Annotated in this window: 17 protein-coding genes; 7 read left to right on the top strand and 10 right to left on the bottom strand. The window is 51.9% G+C overall.

Features of this window, described 5'->3' with window-relative positions:
* The first annotated feature begins 132 nt into the window (after positions 1-132).
* Positions 133-1,011 carry a LysR family transcriptional regulator gene (locus ACLJTG_RS18280; RefSeq protein ID WP_000176719.1) on the top strand — a complete coding sequence of 293 codons (879 nt, stop codon included), beginning with the start codon at positions 133-135 and terminating at the stop codon, positions 1,009-1,011.
* A gap of 114 nt (positions 1,012-1,125) precedes the next feature.
* Here ACLJTG_RS18280 and glpQ read toward each other — a convergent pair whose 3' ends face one another.
* A complete protein-coding gene (gene glpQ, locus ACLJTG_RS18275; protein WP_000858952.1) occupies positions 1,126-2,196 on the bottom strand; it encodes a glycerophosphodiester phosphodiesterase in 1,071 nt (356 codons plus the stop codon).
* Between the two features lie 4 nt (positions 2,197-2,200).
* Positions 2,201-3,559, bottom strand: a complete 1,359-nt coding sequence (gene glpT, locus ACLJTG_RS18270) for a glycerol-3-phosphate transporter (protein WP_000948739.1) — start codon at positions 3,557-3,559, stop codon at positions 2,201-2,203.
* A gap of 272 nt (positions 3,560-3,831) precedes the next feature.
* Here glpT and glpA point away from each other — a divergent pair, with 272 nt between their 5' ends.
* The 4 genes from glpA (at position 3,832) to sseL (ending at position 9,344) form a co-directional block, all read left to right on the top strand.
* Positions 3,832-5,460, top strand: a complete 1,629-nt coding sequence (gene glpA, locus ACLJTG_RS18265) for an anaerobic glycerol-3-phosphate dehydrogenase subunit A (RefSeq protein ID WP_000857207.1) — start codon at positions 3,832-3,834, stop codon at positions 5,458-5,460.
* Positions 5,450-6,709, top strand: a complete 1,260-nt coding sequence (gene glpB / locus ACLJTG_RS18260; RefSeq protein WP_079951357.1) for a glycerol-3-phosphate dehydrogenase subunit GlpB — start codon at positions 5,450-5,452, stop codon at positions 6,707-6,709. The genes glpA and glpB overlap by 11 nt, the downstream gene beginning before the upstream one ends.
* Entirely contained in the window at positions 6,706-7,896 is a 1,191-nt protein-coding gene (glpC, locus tag ACLJTG_RS18255; RefSeq protein WP_410959044.1) for an anaerobic glycerol-3-phosphate dehydrogenase subunit GlpC, read from the top strand. The genes glpB and glpC overlap by 4 nt, the downstream gene beginning before the upstream one ends.
* A 425-nt stretch (positions 7,897-8,321) precedes the next feature.
* A complete protein-coding gene (sseL, locus tag ACLJTG_RS18250) occupies positions 8,322-9,344 on the top strand; it encodes an SPI-2 type III secretion system effector deubiquitinase SseL (RefSeq protein ID WP_079951358.1) in 1,023 nt (340 codons plus the stop codon).
* 109 nt (positions 9,345-9,453) lie between these two features.
* Here sseL and ACLJTG_RS18245 read toward each other — a convergent pair whose 3' ends face one another.
* The 7 genes from ACLJTG_RS18245 to ACLJTG_RS18215 form a co-directional block, all read right to left on the bottom strand.
* Positions 9,454-9,630 (bottom strand): hypothetical protein, encoded by a 177-nt coding sequence (locus tag ACLJTG_RS18245; protein WP_001112764.1) that lies wholly within the window; start codon positions 9,628-9,630, stop codon positions 9,454-9,456.
* Positions 9,631-9,635: 5 nt separating this feature from the next.
* The gene (gene yfaU, locus ACLJTG_RS18240; protein WP_000992941.1) at positions 9,636-10,439 is read right to left on the bottom strand and encodes a 2-keto-3-deoxy-L-rhamnonate aldolase; all 804 of its coding nucleotides are present in this window, start codon (positions 10,437-10,439) and stop codon (positions 9,636-9,638) included.
* Positions 10,440-10,464: 25 nt separating this feature from the next.
* Positions 10,465-11,754 (bottom strand): MFS transporter, encoded by a 1,290-nt coding sequence (locus ACLJTG_RS18235; RefSeq protein WP_000028931.1) that lies wholly within the window; start codon positions 11,752-11,754, stop codon positions 10,465-10,467.
* A 55-nt stretch (positions 11,755-11,809) separates the two neighbouring features.
* Complete coding sequence (gene rhmD, locus ACLJTG_RS18230) at positions 11,810-13,015, bottom strand: L-rhamnonate dehydratase (RefSeq protein WP_111742540.1); 1,206 nt, start codon at positions 13,013-13,015, stop codon at positions 11,810-11,812.
* Positions 13,016-13,028: 13 nt separating this feature from the next.
* Positions 13,029-13,811: an IclR family transcriptional regulator gene (locus ACLJTG_RS18225; RefSeq protein ID WP_000894170.1), complete on the bottom strand. Its 783-nt coding sequence runs from the start codon at positions 13,809-13,811 to the stop codon at positions 13,029-13,031.
* Positions 13,812-14,060: 249 nt separating this feature from the next.
* A complete protein-coding gene (locus ACLJTG_RS18220; RefSeq protein ID WP_000935685.1) occupies positions 14,061-15,257 on the bottom strand; it encodes a nicotinamide mononucleotide deamidase-related protein YfaY in 1,197 nt (398 codons plus the stop codon).
* Positions 15,258-15,371: 114 nt separating this feature from the next.
* Positions 15,372-15,914, bottom strand: coding sequence for a YfaZ family protein (locus tag ACLJTG_RS18215; protein WP_001670658.1), 543 nt, complete (start codon positions 15,912-15,914; stop codon positions 15,372-15,374).
* 278 nt (positions 15,915-16,192) lie between these two features.
* On the opposite strand from ACLJTG_RS18215, the gene nudI reads away from it, so the two are divergent.
* The gene (gene nudI, locus ACLJTG_RS18210) at positions 16,193-16,618 is read left to right on the top strand and encodes a nucleoside triphosphatase NudI (protein WP_079951361.1); all 426 of its coding nucleotides are present in this window, start codon (positions 16,193-16,195) and stop codon (positions 16,616-16,618) included.
* Positions 16,619-16,662: 44 nt separating this feature from the next.
* Here nudI and pmrG read toward each other — a convergent pair whose 3' ends face one another.
* Entirely contained in the window at positions 16,663-17,268 is a 606-nt protein-coding gene (pmrG, locus tag ACLJTG_RS18205; protein WP_017465977.1) for a lipopolysaccharide core heptose(II)-phosphate phosphatase PmrG, read from the bottom strand.
* Between the two features lie 298 nt (positions 17,269-17,566).
* On the opposite strand from pmrG, the gene arnB reads away from it, so the two are divergent.
* Positions 17,567-18,706 (top strand): UDP-4-amino-4-deoxy-L-arabinose aminotransferase, encoded by a 1,140-nt coding sequence (gene arnB / locus ACLJTG_RS18200; RefSeq protein WP_001279284.1) that lies wholly within the window; start codon positions 17,567-17,569, stop codon positions 18,704-18,706.
* Position 18,707 lies beyond the last annotated feature (1 nt).

Genomic DNA, 18,707 nt, shown 5'->3' with positions numbered 1-18,707 from the left:
AGGCAACGCTCAGCTCAACTGAACACCTATCAGGTGCGTCAAAATGTGATGTATTCGATAGAATCACAGTATAAACAAGTGCACTCTATTAGAAAAATTAATCGTTTTAATTATATTGATTAGGTTTTACTAATTACGCTAACCCAAATCCACGCCCTGCTTGCCGTACTGGAGTACGGCGGATTTACCGAAGCCAGCAAACGGCTATACATGACGCAATCCGCCGTCAGCCAGGCCATCTCCGCGCTTGAGGAGGAGCTCGGCGTTGACATATTGATTCGTGAGCGTCGTAAAGAGATTGAGCTTACCGCCGCCGGTAGCCGCATCGTCAGGCACTTACGCGCGATCCAGCGCGACGTCAACGCGGTAAAAGAGATTGCCGAACAAGAAAAAAAGAACCCGGCCCGTACGCTACGGATTGGCTGTTTTCCCAGCGCCTGCGCCTGCATTTTACCCGGCGTCATTCGCTATTTTGAAAGCCATCATCCAAATGTAAAAATTATCCCTTATGAAGAGAACAGTACGGCTATTATTGATTCGCTGCAGGACGGAAGTATTGATGCCGGTTTCGTTCCTTTTCCGGTCAACGGTATGTATTGCGTCCCCATTTACCGGGATAAATTCACCGTAGTGGTGCCTGAAAATCATCCCCTGGCGGCCAATAGTACAGTAACGGTCGAAGAACTGATGGACGAACCACTTATTGTCAGTAAAGGTCGTTATGAATTAAGCATTATGGCGTTGTTTAAAGAAAAGGGTATTGAGCCGATATTTAAATATGAATTTAACCATCCCGATACTGCGCTGAATTTTATTCGCCAGGGATTAGGTATCGCCTTATTGCCAGAATTAACCTTAAAAGCCACGACAGGAAAATTATGCTCCGTGGCGCTGGAACCCACCTTTTATCGACAAATTTCCCTGTTAGCAAAAGAACCGCCGGTAGAAGGAAGTCCGTTATTTTTATTACAAAAATGTATGGAAACACTGACCGATGAGGGGTTGCTATAAAACAACCCCGCCTATGGCATTGCGTTTACCAGACTTACGCTGGCAAACGTTGCGCCAGGCCGGATGAGGCGTTTATGCCCTCATCCGGCGCGTCACTTCGACTATGGCAAACCTTTAGTCATTTTTTTGCAGGAACATAACCGCCTTATCCGGGAAGTCAGTGAACAGCCCGTCGACGCCCGCCTTGTTATACAGGATGTCGTACAACTGATTGACGTCTGTGGCATAGTCCGGCAATTGATCGGCACGCACAGTGTAAGGATGCACTACCATCTTATTCTGATGCGCGTCTTGCACCATTCCAGTCAGCTTGATATTCCCTTTCGTTGAGCCTTCCGCAACCAGCATATGGTAATCCGGACCAATACCGTCCGCATATTCCGCCACCTGCTTCATAGCGCCCGGCTTAAACATCCAGTCGTAGTTGTAATTTACCCAACGACCGTCCGGCTGTTTCTGCTGTGTTTCATTCCAGTCGGTATACGCAATAAGTTGAACCAGATTGAGATCCATCCCCATTTTGGGTTCCAGTTCATTCTTAATACGTTTCAGCTCAGCGACATCAAAACACTGCAAATAGACATTGTCCTGCTTGCCGGTGTAACCATACTTCTTCAGCACTTCCAGCGTTTTCGCGGCAATATCTTTCCCTTCCTGATGATGGAACCACGGCGCTTTAATTTCCGGATAAATACCGATATTTTTACCGGTAGAGTGATTTAATCCCTGAACGAATTCAATTTCCTCTTCAAAGGTATGAATGCGGAAATCAGATTTTCCCATCGGGAAACGGCCCGGATAAGTTTGTACTTTTTTGCCGTTTTCAATATCAAACCCTTCGGTAAACTTCAGGGATTTAATTTCATCCAGCGTAAAATCGATAGCGTAATAGCGCCCATCTTTACGCGCCCGGTCCGGAAAACGGTCAGCGACGTCAGTCACCCGGTCAAGGTAGTGGTCATGGAGGACGACCAGATGGTCGTCCTTTGTCATCACTAAATCCTGTTCCAGATAATCTGCCCCTTGCGCATACGCCATCGCTTTCGCTGGTAGCGTATGCTCCGGCAGATAACCGCTGGCGCCACGGTGGGCGATAACGACTTTTTCAGCCGCCACAGCGCCGCTTCCGATGGTCATTCCTGCCAACATTAACGCCACGCTAAGGTTTTTCAGTGTGGTTTTCATGTTATTAGCCTCCGTTGCGTTTTAACTGCAGCTCATCATGATGGCGTTTTTCACCAATCATCACGACTACCAGCAGGATTACCGCCAGAATGCTGCCGCCAATCATCACCATAAAGCCGCCATCCCAACCGAAGAAGTCAACGGTATAACCCACAATGGCGCTTGCAGCGACAGAACCGCCCAGGTAACCAAACAGACCGGTAAAGCCCGCCGCCGTACCCGCCGCTTTTTTCGGCGCCAGTTCCAGCGCGTGCAGACCGATCAACATTACCGGGCCGTAGATCAGGAAGCCGATGATAATCATACAAGCCATATCAACGTTCGGGTTTCCTGCCGGGTTCATCCAGTAAACGATGGTCGCGATAGTCACCAGGGTCATAAAGAACACGCCGGTCGCACCGCGGTTGCCGCGGAAGACTTTATCCGACATCCAGCCACACAGCAGCGTGCCCGGAATACCCGCGTATTCATACAGGAAGTAGGCCCAGGAGGATTTATCCAGTGCGAAATGCTTCACTTCTTTCAGGTAGGTCGGCGACCAGTCGAGGATACCGTAGCGCAGCAGGTAGACGAACACGTTGGCGATAGCGATATACCATAGTAATTTGTTCGGCAGTACGTACTGCATGAAGATCTGCTTCGCAGTCAGCTCTTCTTCCGCTTTTTCGTTGTAGTCGTCCGGATAGTCGTTTTTATACTCTTCGATAGGCGGCAGACCGCAGGATTGCGGCGTATCGCGCATCATTGCGAAAGCGAACAGCGCCACCACAATCGCGCCAAAGGCTGGCATATAGAGCGCCGCTTTCCAGTCGTTAAACCACGCCATCCCCAGCAGGAACAGCAGTGGCGGGATCCCGCCGCCGACGTTATGCGCACAGTTCCAGACCGACACAATGCCGCCGCGTTCTTTCTGCGACCACCAGTGAACCATCGTACGTCCGCACGGCGGCCACCCCATCCCCTGGAACCAGCCGCAAAGGAACAACAGCACAAACATCACGGCGATGCTGGATGTCGCCCACGGCACAAAGCCCATAAACAACATGACTGCTGCGGCCAGAATCAACCCTGCCGGCAGAAAAACGCGCGGATTCGAGCGATCGGACACCGAACCCATTATAAATTTCGAAAAACCATAAGCGATGGAAATCCCGGACAGCGCAAAGCCCAGATCGCCGCGTGAAAAACCCTGTTCTACCAGGTAGGGCATCGCGAGGGCAAAGTTCTTGCGCACCAGATAATACGCGGCATAGCCAAAGAATATCCCCAGGAAAATCTGCCAGCGTAATCGGCGATAGGTCGGATCAATCTCCGCCGCTGGCAAGCGCGCTTTATGCGGCGCTGGTTTAAAAATACTCAACATATTGTAGCCTCCGTGGCCCGTATTTTATTTAGAGGTAAACACCGCAGTTTGTTCAAACAACCCCGCTGCTCCCAGTGTGGCCGCGATGTTAAGTAAAGATACGTCACGTTAATGTGAATTACAGCACATATTGTTACAGATTTATGACTAATGTTCAGAAAGGCGCACGAAATCACGTTTCATTTTCGAATAGTGAGCGATTATGCGCGAAATCAAACATTCCATATGATTTGTATGGCTAAATGATAAAAAACGAACTGTGAGGAAAAACAATGAAAACTCGCGACTCGCAAGCAAGTGACGTGATTATCATTGGCGGTGGAGCAACAGGCGCAGGGATCGCCCGCGACTGCGCGCTGCGCGGTTTACGTGTCATTCTGGTGGAGCGGCATGATATAGCGACTGGCGCAACCGGGCGTAACCACGGGCTGCTGCACAGCGGCGCTCGTTATGCGGTTACCGACGCGGAATCCGCGCGCGAGTGCATTAGTGAAAACCAGATTTTAAAACGGATCGCCCGCCATTGCGTCGAACCGACGGATGGTCTGTTTATTACGTTGCCGGAAGATGATCTTGCGTTTCAGGCCACCTTTATTCGCGCCTGTGAAGCGGCAGGCATTCGCGCTGAAGCCATCGATCCGCAGCAGGCTCGCATCATCGAACCTTCCGTTAACCCTGCGCTCATCGGTGCGGTAAAAGTGCCGGATGGCACCGTGGACCCTTTCCGCCTTACCGCCGCCAATATGTTGGATGCCAGAGAACATGGCGCAATCGTGTTAACGGCGCATGAAGTGACCGGGCTCATTCGTGAAGGCGCAACGGTCTGCGGCGTCCATGTGCGCAACCATCTCACTGGCGAAACTCAGACGCTTCACGCGCCGGTGGTGGTCAATGCGGCAGGTATCTGGGGGCAACGGATCGCCGAATACGCCGACCTGAGTATTCGCATGTTCCCGGCGAAAGGCTCGCTGTTGATCATGGACCATCGGATCAACCAGCATGTCATTAACCGCTGCCGGAAACCATCGGATGCCGACATTCTGGTACCTGGCGATACGATTTCACTGATCGGCACTACCTCTACCCATATTGATTACAATGAGATAGACAGCAACCGCGTCACCGCAGATGAAGTCGATATCCTGCTGCGTGAAGGGGAAAAACTGGCCCCTGTCATGGCGAAGACGCGTATTCTGCGCGCGTATTCCGGCGTCCGCCCGCTGGTGGCCAGCGATGACGATCCCAGTGGTCGTAACGTCAGCCGCGGTATTGTGTTGTTCGACCACGCCGAGCGCGACGGGCTTGAAGGCTTCATTACCATTACCGGCGGGAAGCTAATGACTTACCGCCTGATGGCGGAATGGGCGACCGATGCCGTGTGCCGCAAGTTGGGCAATACTCGCCCCTGCATCACGGCGGATACGCCGTTGCCTGGCTCAAAAGAGTCTACGGAACATACGCTGAAACGCATTATCTCGCTTCCCGCGCCGCTACGCGGATCGGCGGTTTATCGGCATGGCGATCGCACGCCGGGGTGGCTGAGTGAAGGCCGCCAACACCGTAGCCTGGTCTGTGAATGCGAGGCCGTCACGGCGGGGGAAGTGCAGTATGCCGTCGAAAACTTAACCGTGAATAGCCTGCTGGATCTGCGCCGTCGCACCCGCGTAGGGATGGGCACTTGCCAGGGCGAGCTATGCGCCTGCCGCGCAGCCGGGCTATTGCAGCGTTTTAATGTGACGACCGCGGCGCAATCTATTACGCAACTCTCTGAATTTCTGAATGAGCGCTGGAAAGGCGTACAACCTGTCGCCTGGGGAGACGCGCTGCGCGAAAGCGAATTCACGCGCTGGGTTTATCAGGGATTATGCGGTCTGGAGAAGGAGCACCAGGATGAAATTTGATACGGTTATTATGGGCGGCGGTCTCGCCGGTTTGCTATGCGGACTGCAACTCCAGCAGCATGGATTACGCTGCGCCATCGTCACCCGCGGACAAAGCGCGCTGCATTTTTCCTCCGGCTCGCTGGATCTACTCAGCGCCCTGCCCGACGGCCAACCGGTGACCGACATTACCGCCGGGCTTGATGCGCTGTGCCGCCAGGCGCCTGAACATCCTTATTCGCGTTTAGGCGCGCAAAAAGTCCTTACGCTGGCGCAACAGGCGCAAACGCTACTTAACGCCAGCGGCGCGCAGTTATACGGTGACGTACAGCAGGCGCACCAGCGTGTCACGCCGCTTGGCACATTGCGTTCAACCTGGCTTAGCTCGCCGGAAGTACCGGTCTGGCCGTTATCCGCACAGCGAATTTGCGTCATCGGCGTTAGCGGATTACTGGATTTCCAGGCGCACCTTGCGGCAGCGTCGCTGCGCCAACGCGACCTCAACGTGGAAACCGCAGAAATCGACCTTCCGGAACTGGACGTACTGCGTGATAACCCGACGGAATTTCGCGCGGTCAATATTGCGCGTCTGCTTGATAACGAAGAAAAATGGCCGCTGCTGTACGACGCGCTGTCGCCAATAGCGACAAACTGCGACATGATCATCATGCCCGCCTGTTTCGGGCTGGCGAACGATACGCTGTGGCGCTGGCTTAACGAACGTCTGCCCTGCGCGCTCACGCTGCTGCCGACGCTGCCGCCATCGGTGCTCGGTATTCGTCTGCACAATCAGCTCCAGCGCCAGTTTGTCCGTCAGGGCGGCATCTGGATGCCGGGCGATGAAGTGAAGAAAGTCACCTGCCGTCGCGGTACCGTGAGCGAAATATGGACCCGCAACCATGCCGATATCCCACTGCGCCCGCGTTTTGCCGTACTTGCCAGCGGTAGCTTCTTTAGTAGCGGTCTGGTTGCCGAGCGCGAAGGGATCCGCGAACCTATTTTAGGGCTCGACGTACAGCAAACGGCCACCCGCGCCGAATGGTATCAACAACATTTCTTCGACCCACAGCCCTGGCAGCAGTTTGGCGTCGTGACGGATGACGCCTTCCGCCCCTCCCTTGCGGGCAACACGGTAGAAAATCTGTATGCAATAGGTTCTGTGCTGGCGGGATTCGATCCTATAGCTGAGGGATGCGGCGGCGGTGTCTGCGCAGTCAGCGCCCTCCAGGCCGCGCACCATATCGCTGAGCGTGCAGGAGAACAGCAATGAGCGACACACGTTTTGAAAGTTGTATTAAATGTACGGTGTGCACCACCGCGTGCCCGGTCAGCCGCGTTAATCCTGGCTCCCCTGGCCCTAAACAGGCCGGACCGGATGGCGAGCGCCTGCGTCTGAAAGACGGCGCACTGTATGATGAGGCGCTGAAATATTGCATTAACTGCAAACGGTGTGAGGTCGCCTGTCCGTCGGACGTGAAGATTGGCGATATCATCCAGCGCGCCCGCGCGAAATACGATACGACGCGCCCGTCATTGCGTAATTTTATTCTCAGCCATACCGATCTGATGGGCAGCGTTTCAACGCCGTTCGCGCCGGTGGTCAATACCGCCACCGCATTAAAGCCAGTGCGCCAGTTGCTTGATTACGCGCTCAAAATCGATCATCGCCGCACCTTACCAAAATACTCTTTCGGCACCTTCCGCCGCTGGTATCGTAGCGTGGCGGCGCAGCAGGCTAAATACAAAGATCAGGTCGCCTTTTTCCATGGCTGTTTTGTGAATTACAACCATCCGCAGCTCGGAAAAGATCTGATTAAGGTGCTGAACGCAATGGGTACTGGCGTACAGTTACTGAGTAAAGAGAAGTGTTGCGGCGTACCGCTGATCGCTAACGGTTTTACGGATAAAGCTCGCAAACAGGCTATCAGCAATGTGGAGTCGTTACGCGAGGCGATTGCCGTCAAAGGTATTCCGGTCATCGCCACGTCATCCACCTGTACGTTTGCGTTGCGCGATGAATATCCTGAAGTGCTGGACGTGGACAACGCCGGGCTGCGCGAACATATCGAGCTGGCCACCCGCTGGCTATGGCGCAAACTGGATGCCGGGAAAACGCTGCCGCTTAATCCTTTGCCGCTGAAAGTGGTCTACCATACGCCGTGTCATATGGAAAAAATGGGCTGGACGCTTTACACGCTTGAACTGTTGCGGCAAATTCCGGGGCTTGAATTGACGGTACTTGATTCACAGTGCTGCGGCATTGCCGGTACGTATGGATTTAAAAAGGAAAACTATCCGACATCACAGTCCATCGGCGCGCCACTGTTCCGCCAGATTGAAGAGAGCGGCGCCGACATTGTCGTCACCGATTGTGAAACCTGTAAGTGGCAAATTGAGATGTCTACAAGCAAACGCTGCGAACACCCCATTACGCTACTGGCCCAGGCGCTCGGCTAAGTAAAAAGCGCCGGAGCCCCTCCGGCGCCATTACCCTACTCACCAGGGCCGATTTTCCATCAGACATATACCCTTCATACTTCAAGTTGCTTATGTGTTGGCTACGGATTATTTTGGGTATAAACGCGGATGTCTCTTTGCAATAACCTGCCCTATTTGGTTAACCATGACCGCTAACCCACGGTGGCATGACAGATAACGACGTTACTGTTTATAGAGCAATATCTCTTGTATCGACGCGTTACCAGCCTCCTTTAAAGAGGGGGATAACTGAATATCCCCAATAATAATTGAGTGTTATGTGAATAATAAGAAAATCAGGTCTATGCCTGATTTAATATATCCCCCGCTAATAATAATATTTTTACAAATAATTATACATTACATCATATTCGCTACTTTCACTTACCAGGAAACAGAGCAAAATGAATATATGTGTAAATTCACTTTACCGATTGAGCATACCGCAATTTCACAGCTTATATACAGAAGAGGTGAGCGATGAGGCGCTTACATTGTTGTTTAGCGCCGTAGAGAACGGTGATCAGAATTGTATTGATCTGTTATGCAATCTTGCGTTACGCAACGATGACCTGGGGCATAGAGTTGAGAAATTTCTTTTTGATCTCTTTAGCGGAAAAAGATCGGGATCACCAGATATAGACAAAAAAATCAATCAGGCTTGCCTTGTATTACATCAAATCGCCAATAACGATATAACAAAAGATAATACTGAGTGGAAAAAGCTACATGCCCCTTCCAGATTACTTTATATGGCAGGTTCCGCGACAACCGACCTTTCTAAAAAAATAGGAATAGCACATAAAATTATGGGCGACCAGTTCGCTCAGACAGATCAAGAACAGGTAGGAGTTGAAAATCTTTGGTGTGGTGCGCGAATGTTGTCGTCAGATGAGCTAGCAGCTGCAACGCAAGGTCTGGTTCAAGAATCACCTCTTCTCTCGGTAAACTATCCTATTGGGCTGATTCATCCTACCACCAAAGAAAATATATTAAGCACTCAGCTACTTGAAAAGATTTCTCAATCAGGATTATCTCACAATGAAGTCTTCCTGGTAAATACAGGAGATCACTGGCTTCTCTGTTTATTTTATAAACTTGCAGAAAAAATAAAATGCCTTATATTTAATACTTATTATGATTTAAATGAAAATACTAAGCAAGAGATTATAGAAGCAGCAAAAATTGCAGGCATATCAGAAAGCGATGAGGTTAATTTTATTGAAATGAATTTACAGAACAATGTACCCAACGGCTGTGGTCTATTTTGTTACCATACAATTCAACTCTTATCGAATGCCGGACAAAACGATCCTGTTACCACACTACGAGAATTTGCGGAAAAATTCTTAACGCTTTCAGTAGAAGAACAAGCACTATTTAACACCCAAACCCGGCGGCAAATATATGAATACAGTCTCCAGTAATGGTGAGTACTTAGAGCCTATCCCATTAGGCTCTTATCCTGAAATGATGCTCTGCGAAGAATTTATAAGTATATAAGGATGGGAAGGCCAAGCCTTCCCACTAAAAGTTCTATGCCGTCAATGATTCAACCACGTCTATCCAGCCATGCTCGCTGGTAATGTCCTCGCCATTAAGCCAACGGCGCAGCATATTTAGCGCCATCACCGCACAAACCTCCTGACGTATTGCCAGACTATACCGATAGGCGCTAAGACGCATGCGTAAGGCATACGTGCCATCCGGCATTTTTCTCAATAACTACGTTTTGCCGTGCTTACTGACTGAACAGATTTAAACATCGCCAACCTGCTGTCCAGCGCCTCGGTGTAGAGCATCGTATCTACCCCGACCGCGACAAAATTCGCGCCCCACGCCAGACATTTCTGCGCCATTGCCGGATCGACCGCCAAAAAACCCGCCGCTTTTCCGGCGGCGCGAATACGATAAATACACGCTTCAATGATCCGCTGCACTTCCGGGTGTCCGGCATTATCGGGGTAACCCAATGAAGCAGAGAGATCTGCCGGACCGATAAAGACGCCATCAATGCCTTCAACCTCCAGAATCGCGTCAAGGTTTTCCAGCGCCACTTTGCTTTCAACCTGCACCAACAGGCAGAGCGACTCATTGGCCTGTGCCATATAGTTGTCGATTCTCCCCCAGCGCGCCGCACGCGCCACGCTCGCGCCAACGCCTCGTTGCCCCAACGGCGGGTATCGGGTAGCGGAAACGACCTGGCGCGCCTGTTCTGCGGTGTCAACCATCGGGATCAGTAGCGTTTGCGCCCCGATGTCCAGTACCTGTTTAATGAGCGCTTTACTTCCCTCGATCGGGCGAATCACCGGCTGGCTGGCGTATGGGGCGATGGCCTGTAACTGATGATACAAGTCCTGCACCGTATTAGGCGCGTGCTCGCCATCTATTAACAACCAGTCATAACCCGACGTCGCCGCAATCTCCGCCATATAAGAGGTGGTTGAACTGAGCCACAAACCAATTTGCGTATCCCCTTTACGTAATCCTTCTTTAAAAGGATTTGATAACAATGCGTTCATAGCGATCCTTACAACGTAGATAAGATTAATGATGCGCAGCGCCGGATTGCGCCACCGGACGATTAACGCTCAGCGTGAAGATAATTAATGAGCCAATGATGGCGACTCCGGCCAGCGTCAGCAGGCCCGCCGCATCGCTGGCAAACAACGTTTCCGCTTTTACGCGCAGAATTGGGGCAATAAAACCGCCCACAGCGCCAAACAGATTAACGAAACCAATTCCTGCCGCCAGAGCCGTACCGGAAAGTAGCTGCGTCGGCATGGTCCAGAATACGGGCTGAACGGCAATAAATCCTACTGCTGCAACACAGAGCGCCAGAATAGCGAGCACCGGAGAAACCAGACCTGACAGGCCAATGCCAATACCCGCAGCCAGTAACGTCACTGCCGCAACGTTACGGCGATCGCCGGTACGGTCGGAGTAGCGAGGAATAAGCCATGTGCCAAGCAAAGCCGCCACCCAGGGAACCGCTGTTACCACCGAAGCGGTAAAGCCCACTTTAGTGCCCAATAGCGCGGCAACCTGGGTCGGCAGGAAAAAGATGAGTCCGTATACCGCCACCTGAATCGTCAGATAAATAATAGCCAGTTGCCAGACGCGTCCATTACGCAGCGCATCCGCAAGCCTTGACGTGACCTTTTTCTCTTCTTCGCTCGCCAGTTGCCTGATAAGCGCGTTCTTTTCTTCCAGGCTAAGAAAACGCGCCTGCTGCGGAGTGTCATCAAGCCAGAAAAAGGTGAATATCCCTGCGCCAATCGCCAGTAGGCCTTCGATAACGAACATCCAGAACCATCCCGGGTGCCCCATAAAACCATGCATCTCCAGCAGAGCGCCGGAGAGCGGCGAACCCAACGTTAACGCCAGCGGCGCGCCCATATAAAATAGCCCCATAATGCTGGCACGGTTACGCTGCGGGAACCATTGTGAAGTTAGATAGATCATGCCGGGGAAAAATCCAGCCTCCGCCGCGCCCAATAGCGTGCGGATTATCAGAAATTTTGCTTCACTATCCGCCCAGGCCATCGCAGCAGAGAGAAAGCCCCACAGCAGGGTAGTCGTGCCGATCCAGGTTCTTGCGCCAAATTTGCGCATCAGCAGGTTAGCCGGTACGCCAAGGAAAGCGTAAACCACAAAGAAAATACCGGCCCCTAGCGCGTAGGCTTCATTACTTAGCCCGGTATCTATCTGATAGGTCTCTTTGGCAAAACCAATATTTGAACGATCCAGAAACGCCAGTACATACAGCGCCAACATAAAAGGAATTAAACGTGCGCGGTTTTTCTTCACTACGCCGTCAAGTAAAGTGATGCTCATAGCAATATCCTCAACAGGATGAGGGCGTTGCCGTACAAAGGCAACGCACGAGTTATTAGTGGCTATAAGGGCGTTTCAAGTGACAGTCACGGTTAAGCTCGACGCCGAAGCCCGGCTTATCCAGCACTGATTTATGGATGCGTCCATTCACCGGCACCGGCTCATCCAGGAGAATCGGGTCAAATTGCGGACGCAGGGTGGAGCAGTCCGGGCTGGTCATCAGGAACTCGCTGAAAGGGGTATTAGTGAAAGTAATAACTGCATGGTGCGAATAGACAGACGAACCGTGCGGCACCACCAGTTGCCCGCGCGATTTGGCAAGCGCGGCGATCTCAACCAGCGTGGTTAATCCGCCGCACCAGCCAACATCCGGCTGCATAATATCAATGCCGGTTTCTGCCAGAGTGCGGAAGGATTGCAGCGTACCATGGTGTTCGCCGCTGGTAACCATCATCCCTGCAGGCGCGTTGCGTTTTAATTCGCGATAGCCTTCATACTGCTGCGGCGGCAGACACTCTTCAATCCATTTGAGATTAAATGGCGCACAGGCGTGAGCCAGTTTAGTCGCATAGTTCACATCCTGACTCATCCAGCAGTCGAGCATCAGCCAGAAATCCGGCCCGCACTTTTCACGCATATCCGCCACCATCGCGGCATCTTTACGGATCCCCGCATCACCATCGTGCGGTCCCCAGTGAGTCGGCATTTTACCGCCGATAAAGCCCATTTCTTTAGCCAGATCCGGGCGTGCGCCGGTGGCGTAAAACTGAATTTCATCGCGCACCGCTCCGCCCAGCAATTTATAAACCGGCAGCCCAACCACCTTGCCAAACAGATCCCACAGCGCCAGATCCACACAGGAAATCGTGTTCATCACCAGACCGCCGGAACCGGAGTAGTACATGGTCGCGCCGAGCATCTGATCGTGAATAAGTTTGATATCGCTTACGCATTTGCCTTCAATAAACCGGTTAAGATGTTTTTCTATGATAAAACAGCCCATCTCCCCTGCTGTCGAAACGGCGAACCCCGTCTGCCCATTTTCCGCCTCTACTTCGACAATCAGCGTCCCTAACACGTTGATCCCAAAAGACTGACGAGACTGCTCATAGTCGCGATATTTGCTCATGGGAGTGGCGATATGGTCATCAATCCAGTGATTTCCTCCCTGGTCGTGATAATCCCCGCCGCCAGCCCCTTTCTCTGCGGTAGCGCCCCCAATAAACCAGGCTCGAACGTGTTTAATTTTAGGAAGAGTCATAATATTCTCCATTTTAAGATGCGAGTGAGTCGAAGGGACTTTTCCATCCCAACAGGCGTGAAATATCTTTGGCACAGGCAATAGCTTTACCGGCCAAATAATCAAGATTCTCTTCGTTGATTTGCAGGCGCGTGCCGACCACTGAAATTGCCGCGGTCAGTTCGTTTCTGGCATTAAATACCGGTGCGGCAACGCAGCGGACATCCGGATAATCCTCCCCGTTATCAAAGCTCCATCCTCGCTGGCGAATGCGTTCCAGCTCATCATTCAATTGTTGCGGCTCGGTGATGGTGGTCAGCGTGGCTCGCTCCCATACCAGTTGTTCAATAATGGCTTTGCGTACGGCGGCCGGCTGCCATGCCAGCAGGCATTTGCCGATGCCGGAACGATAAAGAGAGAGGCTTTTCCCCTCATGCGAGCGCACGCTGATAGTGGATGAGGATTCCACTTTCAGTATGTAATACGCATTTTCGTGGTCGATGATCCCCAAGTGACACAGCAGCCCGGTTTCATCCATCAGTTGTGTTAGACGAGGACGCGCCAGCTCCCGCAGATCCATCTTGCTGAGCGCATGACCCGACAATTCAACGAGCTTAGTCCACAGGCAGTAGTTATCCTGATGATCGAGGCTAATAAATCGCTGACGTTTTAATTCATTCAACAGCAGGTACGCGGTGCTTTTTGGAATACGCAGCGTTTCAATAATGATTGCCGCGCTGCATGGGCCAATACGCGCGATCAAATTGAGGATGTCGATTGCGCGAGTAAGAGCCGGGACTTTACTTGATTCCAACATATTGGACTCCAGTCTGAGACACTGGAATCAGTGTGAAAGGTCAGTAGGGAAAAAATTGTGAAGCGCGTCAAAGCTTATCCGCCTTCCAACGGAGTGGAAGGGTTAACCATATAAATGTGAATTAACGCACGTATTACTTTGTATTCAGTACAATTGGCTGGACAAAAAAGCAGATGATATTGCCGGATAATGGCATAGCGGCCTTATCCGGCTCACGATGTCGTTCCCATCGCAGATAAGAGAAAGGGATTATGATGTCAATGATTCAACCACGTCTATCCAGCCATGCTCGCTGGTAATGTCCTCGCCATTAAGCCAGCGGCGCAGCATATTTAGCGCCATCATCGCGCAGACCTCCTGACGTATTGCCAGGCTATACCGATTGGCGCTAAAACGCACGCGTAAGGCATACGTGCCATCCGGCGTCGCCAGCGCGAAATTAAGATGTTCGTTTTCCAGCCCCGACACGGCCAGCGCCAGACCGGCATAATGATTGCTGCGCCGTTCTGTCGTCCAGTGCGCCGTTTGCGCCAGCGTCTCTTCCTGAGAAGGAACGACTTCGCTGGCAAGAACAGGCGCCCCGGCGCGGGAAAGCTGTAGCGCCAGTAAGCCGCTGGTGTATTGCTCGCTCAACGTCAGACTCAACTGCCTTTCCTGCAGGCGGCGGGCTATTTGCGCCGGCAGGTTTTCCGTACCTTCAAAAATCAGGTTCTGCCCGGCAACCCGTTTGACCTCTGGCCATAACGCCAGCATCGCCTCCCGTTGCGTAGCCGGGCCGGTCAATTTCAGTTCAATGATCGGCATTGATGAGCGATACCCCATCGTCACGCCGGGCGGCAACGGCAGTGAATCGAGACGCTGCGCGAGGTCACTTTCTGAACGTCCAAAAGTCGTTAACCGCAGGCAAAGCGGCGGCTCCGGCAGCGAAAAACGCGCGCGTAACCGCGGTAAGATTTCCTTCTCCACCATAACCTTAAATTCCGACGGTACGCCGGGGGTGAAAAACATCAGGCAGCGGTTGAGCTGTAGCGCAAATCCACAGGCAGTGCCGACCGGATTATTAATAAACTCCGCGCTGGCAGGCAGTTCCGCCTGTTTACGGTTGCTCGGCGCCATCACGCGGCCACGCTGCTGAAAGTAGCGTTCCATTTCGGTCAGCCACGCCTGGTGCAGTACTAATCCTTCGCCTTTTGCCGTTGCCGCGGCGAGCGCGCTTAAATCATCGCTGGTCGGCCCTAACCCGCCATTAACAATCAAAACATCAGCATGTTGACTGCGTTCACGCAAGATAGCGACCAGACTGTCCAGATTATCGCCTACCGTATTTCGCCGTGATAACGGAACGCCCTGATGAAAGAAAAAATCAGCCAGCCAGGCGGCATTGGTGTCAACGATTTGTCCGTGCAACACCTCATCCCCGGTGGATAGCATTTCCACATTTAGCATTGTGTTCTCCTGCTCTTATGATGAAAACACTATAACGCAAAGACGAATATGACGTGGAAAGAAGAATGACGGGAACAGGAGGAATATGGCGCGACGATTGCCGCGCCGTTAGCATCAAAAGCTGGCGTTTACGCCAACATAAGGGCCGTCAGCAATCGCATTATCGCGGTTGCCGTCTTTACCCGCCAGGTTCAGGTAACGATAACCGGCTTCAATGCTCAGCGGGCGCATAATGGTGAAACGCGCGCCTGCATTCGCTTCTTCATAGCTGTCGATACCGCTGGACAGCGAATCTGGTGAATAATAATACTCGCCGAACAGACGGAAGCTGTTGCCGATTTTCCATTGTAGCCCACCGCCGACAGCCGCCGCATAGCCTTCATCGCTGTCTTTTGGATTGGTATAAATACCTTTACCGCCGACCGTCGCCAGCAGCGGTCCCACCGGAATGTTCAGCCCCAGACCCACGCCCGCAGCGTCGCCATCATCATCGTTGTGCATCCAGTTGCCGCTTAGCGCCAGTCCCGTCGATTCCGTACCAAAACCCACGCCAATGTTGGTGTAATCTTCGCCCGCCTGGCCGCTAATACTGATGGCCTGCGCCGATGCAGAAACGAACAGCATTCCGGCAAAACCTAATAATATGCTTTTTTTCATTTTTACCCTTTCCAGCAAGCACATAAAGAAAAACTCCCCAAAACGGCAGAATTGTACTGCCAGACGCTGAGGAATCAATGCACTAAAAAACCATTCCAAAAACATATTGTAACGAAATACTACTTTCGCCATGCCGCATCATTGCGCCATCACATGGCGACGCCTGCATCAACAGGATTAACAAAAAACGCAGTCTGCGTTATCGCTTCCATTTTTCACAAAGAATTTCGCAGAATGATTTGTTAAGCTGACGACCTGGTGGTTTAAGGAAGCGACTTATGCGTCAACGAACTATAGTTTGCCCATTAATTCAAAATGATGGCTGTTATCTGCTGTGCAAAATGGCCGACAACCGCGGCGTCTTTCCCGGTCAGTGGGCGCTGTCGGGCGGCGGGGTCGAGCCAGGCGAACGCATTGAAGAGGCGCTGCGTCGGGAGATTCGGGAAGAACTCGGCGAACAACTGATTCTGAGCGATATTACGCCGTGGACCTTTCGCGACGATATCCGCGTTAAAACCTACGCTGATGGCAGACAAGAAGAGATTTATATGATTTATCTCATCTTCGACTGTGTTTCCGCTAACCGCGATATATGTATTAACGACGAATTTCAGGACTACGCCTGGGTCAAGCCAGAAGAACTGGCGCTGTATGATTTGAATGCAGCGACACGCCACACATTAGCATTGAAAGGGTTATTATAATGACGACAGCCGCTTCAGGCTGTCTTTACGCTTTTAACATGCGGCTAGCCGGGAACAAATTCACCATCTAAAAAGAGTTTTCCGTTTTCCGCATGCATAACGAGCGCATTAAGATAGTCCGGATCAAACTTTACGCCGCGCTTATTTTTTGCAATATACGTCAAACAATGATTATGGGTAAAAATGACTATATTTTTATTCTGCGACTTTTTCAGTAACGTATTGATTGAAGCATAAATACCGCTGCCGCAATCCATCATTTTTTTATCCACCGTAAGCGACCTGCCCGCAGAAAACCAGGTTGCCGACTGGATGGTGCGCACCGTATTACTGGAATAGAGATTGTAATTTTGTATATCGGCACTGAAGGCTTTACCCAGCGCTCTGGCATCTTGCGCACCCTTGACCGTAATCCCCGTGCTGTCTGACAGGCAGGTATTATCGGAACGATCGCACCGCTCGGCATGGCGGAATAACACGACTACCGGATGCTGCTTCGCCAGCGCCGCCAGCGCTTTACCGTTAATCTGCGGTAGACCGTTACCACTCCAGGCATGTTGTGAGGTCAACCCGGCGATAATAACCAACGCCCCCGCCAGAGTCGCGAGATAGCGTTTGTTTTTAATAAAGCGTAGGGTAAATGCCAGCACATTAACCTCTCAGGCAGACAGTGCAGCTAACTTAATAGCAATACAATTAAAATGAAATTCCGCGACGGAAGACCAGACCAGAAACATAAAAACAGCTTTTGGGCATGCATAAAATGCCTTAAACTTTCGGCGAAAGCAAAGCATAATTCCGTTAAAAATTATCTTTTTACTTCACCTTAATTTCTTAATGTTAATTTAATCTTCATCCAGTAGGGTTCAGCTAAATGCGTTAAAAAATAAGCCCTTTTCTATTGCCGAAATATTTGAAAAGCGGCTTTCAATGGCTGAAGGAAAAATGATGTCGGACTTTTTGCCTTTCTCCCGTCCGGCGATGGGCGCGGAAGAGCTCGCTGCCGTTAAGACCGTACTGGACTCAGGTTGGATAACAACCGGCCCGAAAAATCAGGAACTGGAAGCGGCATTTTGTCGGCTAACAGGCAATCAATATGCCGTTGCCGTCAGTTCAGCCACTGCCGGTATGCACATCGCGTTGATGGCGCTGGGCATTGGTGAAGGCGACGAGGTCATTACACCGTCAATGACGTGGGTTTCTACGCTAAATATGATCGTTTTACTCGGCGCGAACCCCGTCATGGTCGATGTCGATCGCGATACGCTGATGGTCACGCCTGAACATATCGAAGCCGCGATTACGCCACAAACCAAAGCAATTATCCCCGTCCACTACGCTGGCGCGCCCGCCGATCTGGACGCTATTTACGCTCTTGGCGAGCGTTATGGCATCCCGGTGATTGAAGACGCGGCGCACGCGACAGGAACCAGCTACAAAGGTCGCCACATTGGCGCCCGGGGCACCGCGATTTTCTCCTTCCACGCCATTAAGAACATCACCTGCGCTGAAGGCGGTATCGTCGTCACGGATAACCCGCAATTCGCCGATAAACTGCGCAGTCTCAAGTTTCACGGGCTTGGCGTTGATGCCTGGGATCGACAGAGCGGAGGACGCGCGCCACAAGCGGAAGTCCTGGCGCCGGGCTACAAATATAATTTGCCCGACCTCAACGCCGCTATCGCGCTTGCTCAGTTACAGAAACTGGATGCGCTTAACGCTCGCCGCGCCGCCATCGCAGCGCAGTACCACCAGGCAATGGCAGACCTGCCTTTTCAGCCTCTGAGCCTTCCGTCGTGGGAACATATTCACGCCTGGCATTTATTCATTATCCGGGTCGATGAAGCCCGTTGCGGTATTACCCGGGATGCTCTGATGGCATCGCTGAAAACGAAAGGCATCGGCACAGGGCTGCATTTCCGCGCCGCGCATACGCAAAAATATTATCGCGAACGTTTCCCAACGCTCACGCTGCCTGACACCGAGTGGAACAGCGAGCGGATCTGCTCACTGCCGCTCTTCCCGGACATGACCGAGAGTGACTTTGATCGGGTCATTACCGCCCTTCATCAGATAGCAGGACAATAAG

Source organism: Salmonella sp. SAL00672 (assembly GCF_046552175.1).
GTDB classification, from domain to species: domain Bacteria; phylum Pseudomonadota; class Gammaproteobacteria; order Enterobacterales; family Enterobacteriaceae; genus Salmonella; species Salmonella enterica.
This window is presented reverse-complemented; position numbering and strand designations above follow the sequence as displayed.

Coding starts and splice junctions, on each gene's coding strand:
- glpA (WP_000857207.1), top strand. CDS start 3,832: ATGAAAACTCGCGACTCGCAAGCAAGTGACGTGATTATCATTGGCGGT.
- glpC (WP_410959044.1), top strand. CDS start 6,706: ATGAGCGACACACGTTTTGAAAGTTGTATTAAATGTACGGTGTGCACC.
- yfaU (WP_000992941.1), bottom strand. CDS start 10,439: ATGAACGCATTGTTATCAAATCCTTTTAAAGAAGGATTACGTAAAGGG.
- sseL (WP_079951358.1), top strand. CDS start 8,322: ATGAATATATGTGTAAATTCACTTTACCGATTGAGCATACCGCAATTT.
- ACLJTG_RS18225 (WP_000894170.1), bottom strand. CDS start 13,811: ATGTTGGAATCAAGTAAAGTCCCGGCTCTTACTCGCGCAATCGACATC.
- nudI (WP_079951361.1), top strand. CDS start 16,193: ATGCGTCAACGAACTATAGTTTGCCCATTAATTCAAAATGATGGCTGT.
- arnB (WP_001279284.1), top strand. CDS start 17,567: ATGTCGGACTTTTTGCCTTTCTCCCGTCCGGCGATGGGCGCGGAAGAG.
- glpT (WP_000948739.1), bottom strand. CDS start 3,559: ATGTTGAGTATTTTTAAACCAGCGCCGCATAAAGCGCGCTTGCCAGCG.
- glpB (WP_079951357.1), top strand. CDS start 5,450: ATGAAATTTGATACGGTTATTATGGGCGGCGGTCTCGCCGGTTTGCTA.
- ACLJTG_RS18220 (WP_000935685.1), bottom strand. CDS start 15,257: ATGCTAAATGTGGAAATGCTATCCACCGGGGATGAGGTGTTGCACGGA.
- rhmD (WP_111742540.1), bottom strand. CDS start 13,015: ATGACTCTTCCTAAAATTAAACACGTTCGAGCCTGGTTTATTGGGGGC.
- ACLJTG_RS18245 (WP_001112764.1), bottom strand. CDS start 9,630: ATGCCGGATGGCACGTATGCCTTACGCATGCGTCTTAGCGCCTATCGG.
- ACLJTG_RS18215 (WP_001670658.1), bottom strand. CDS start 15,914: ATGAAAAAAAGCATATTATTAGGTTTTGCCGGAATGCTGTTCGTTTCT.
- ACLJTG_RS18235 (WP_000028931.1), bottom strand. CDS start 11,754: ATGAGCATCACTTTACTTGACGGCGTAGTGAAGAAAAACCGCGCACGT.
- glpQ (WP_000858952.1), bottom strand. CDS start 2,196: ATGAAAACCACACTGAAAAACCTTAGCGTGGCGTTAATGTTGGCAGGA.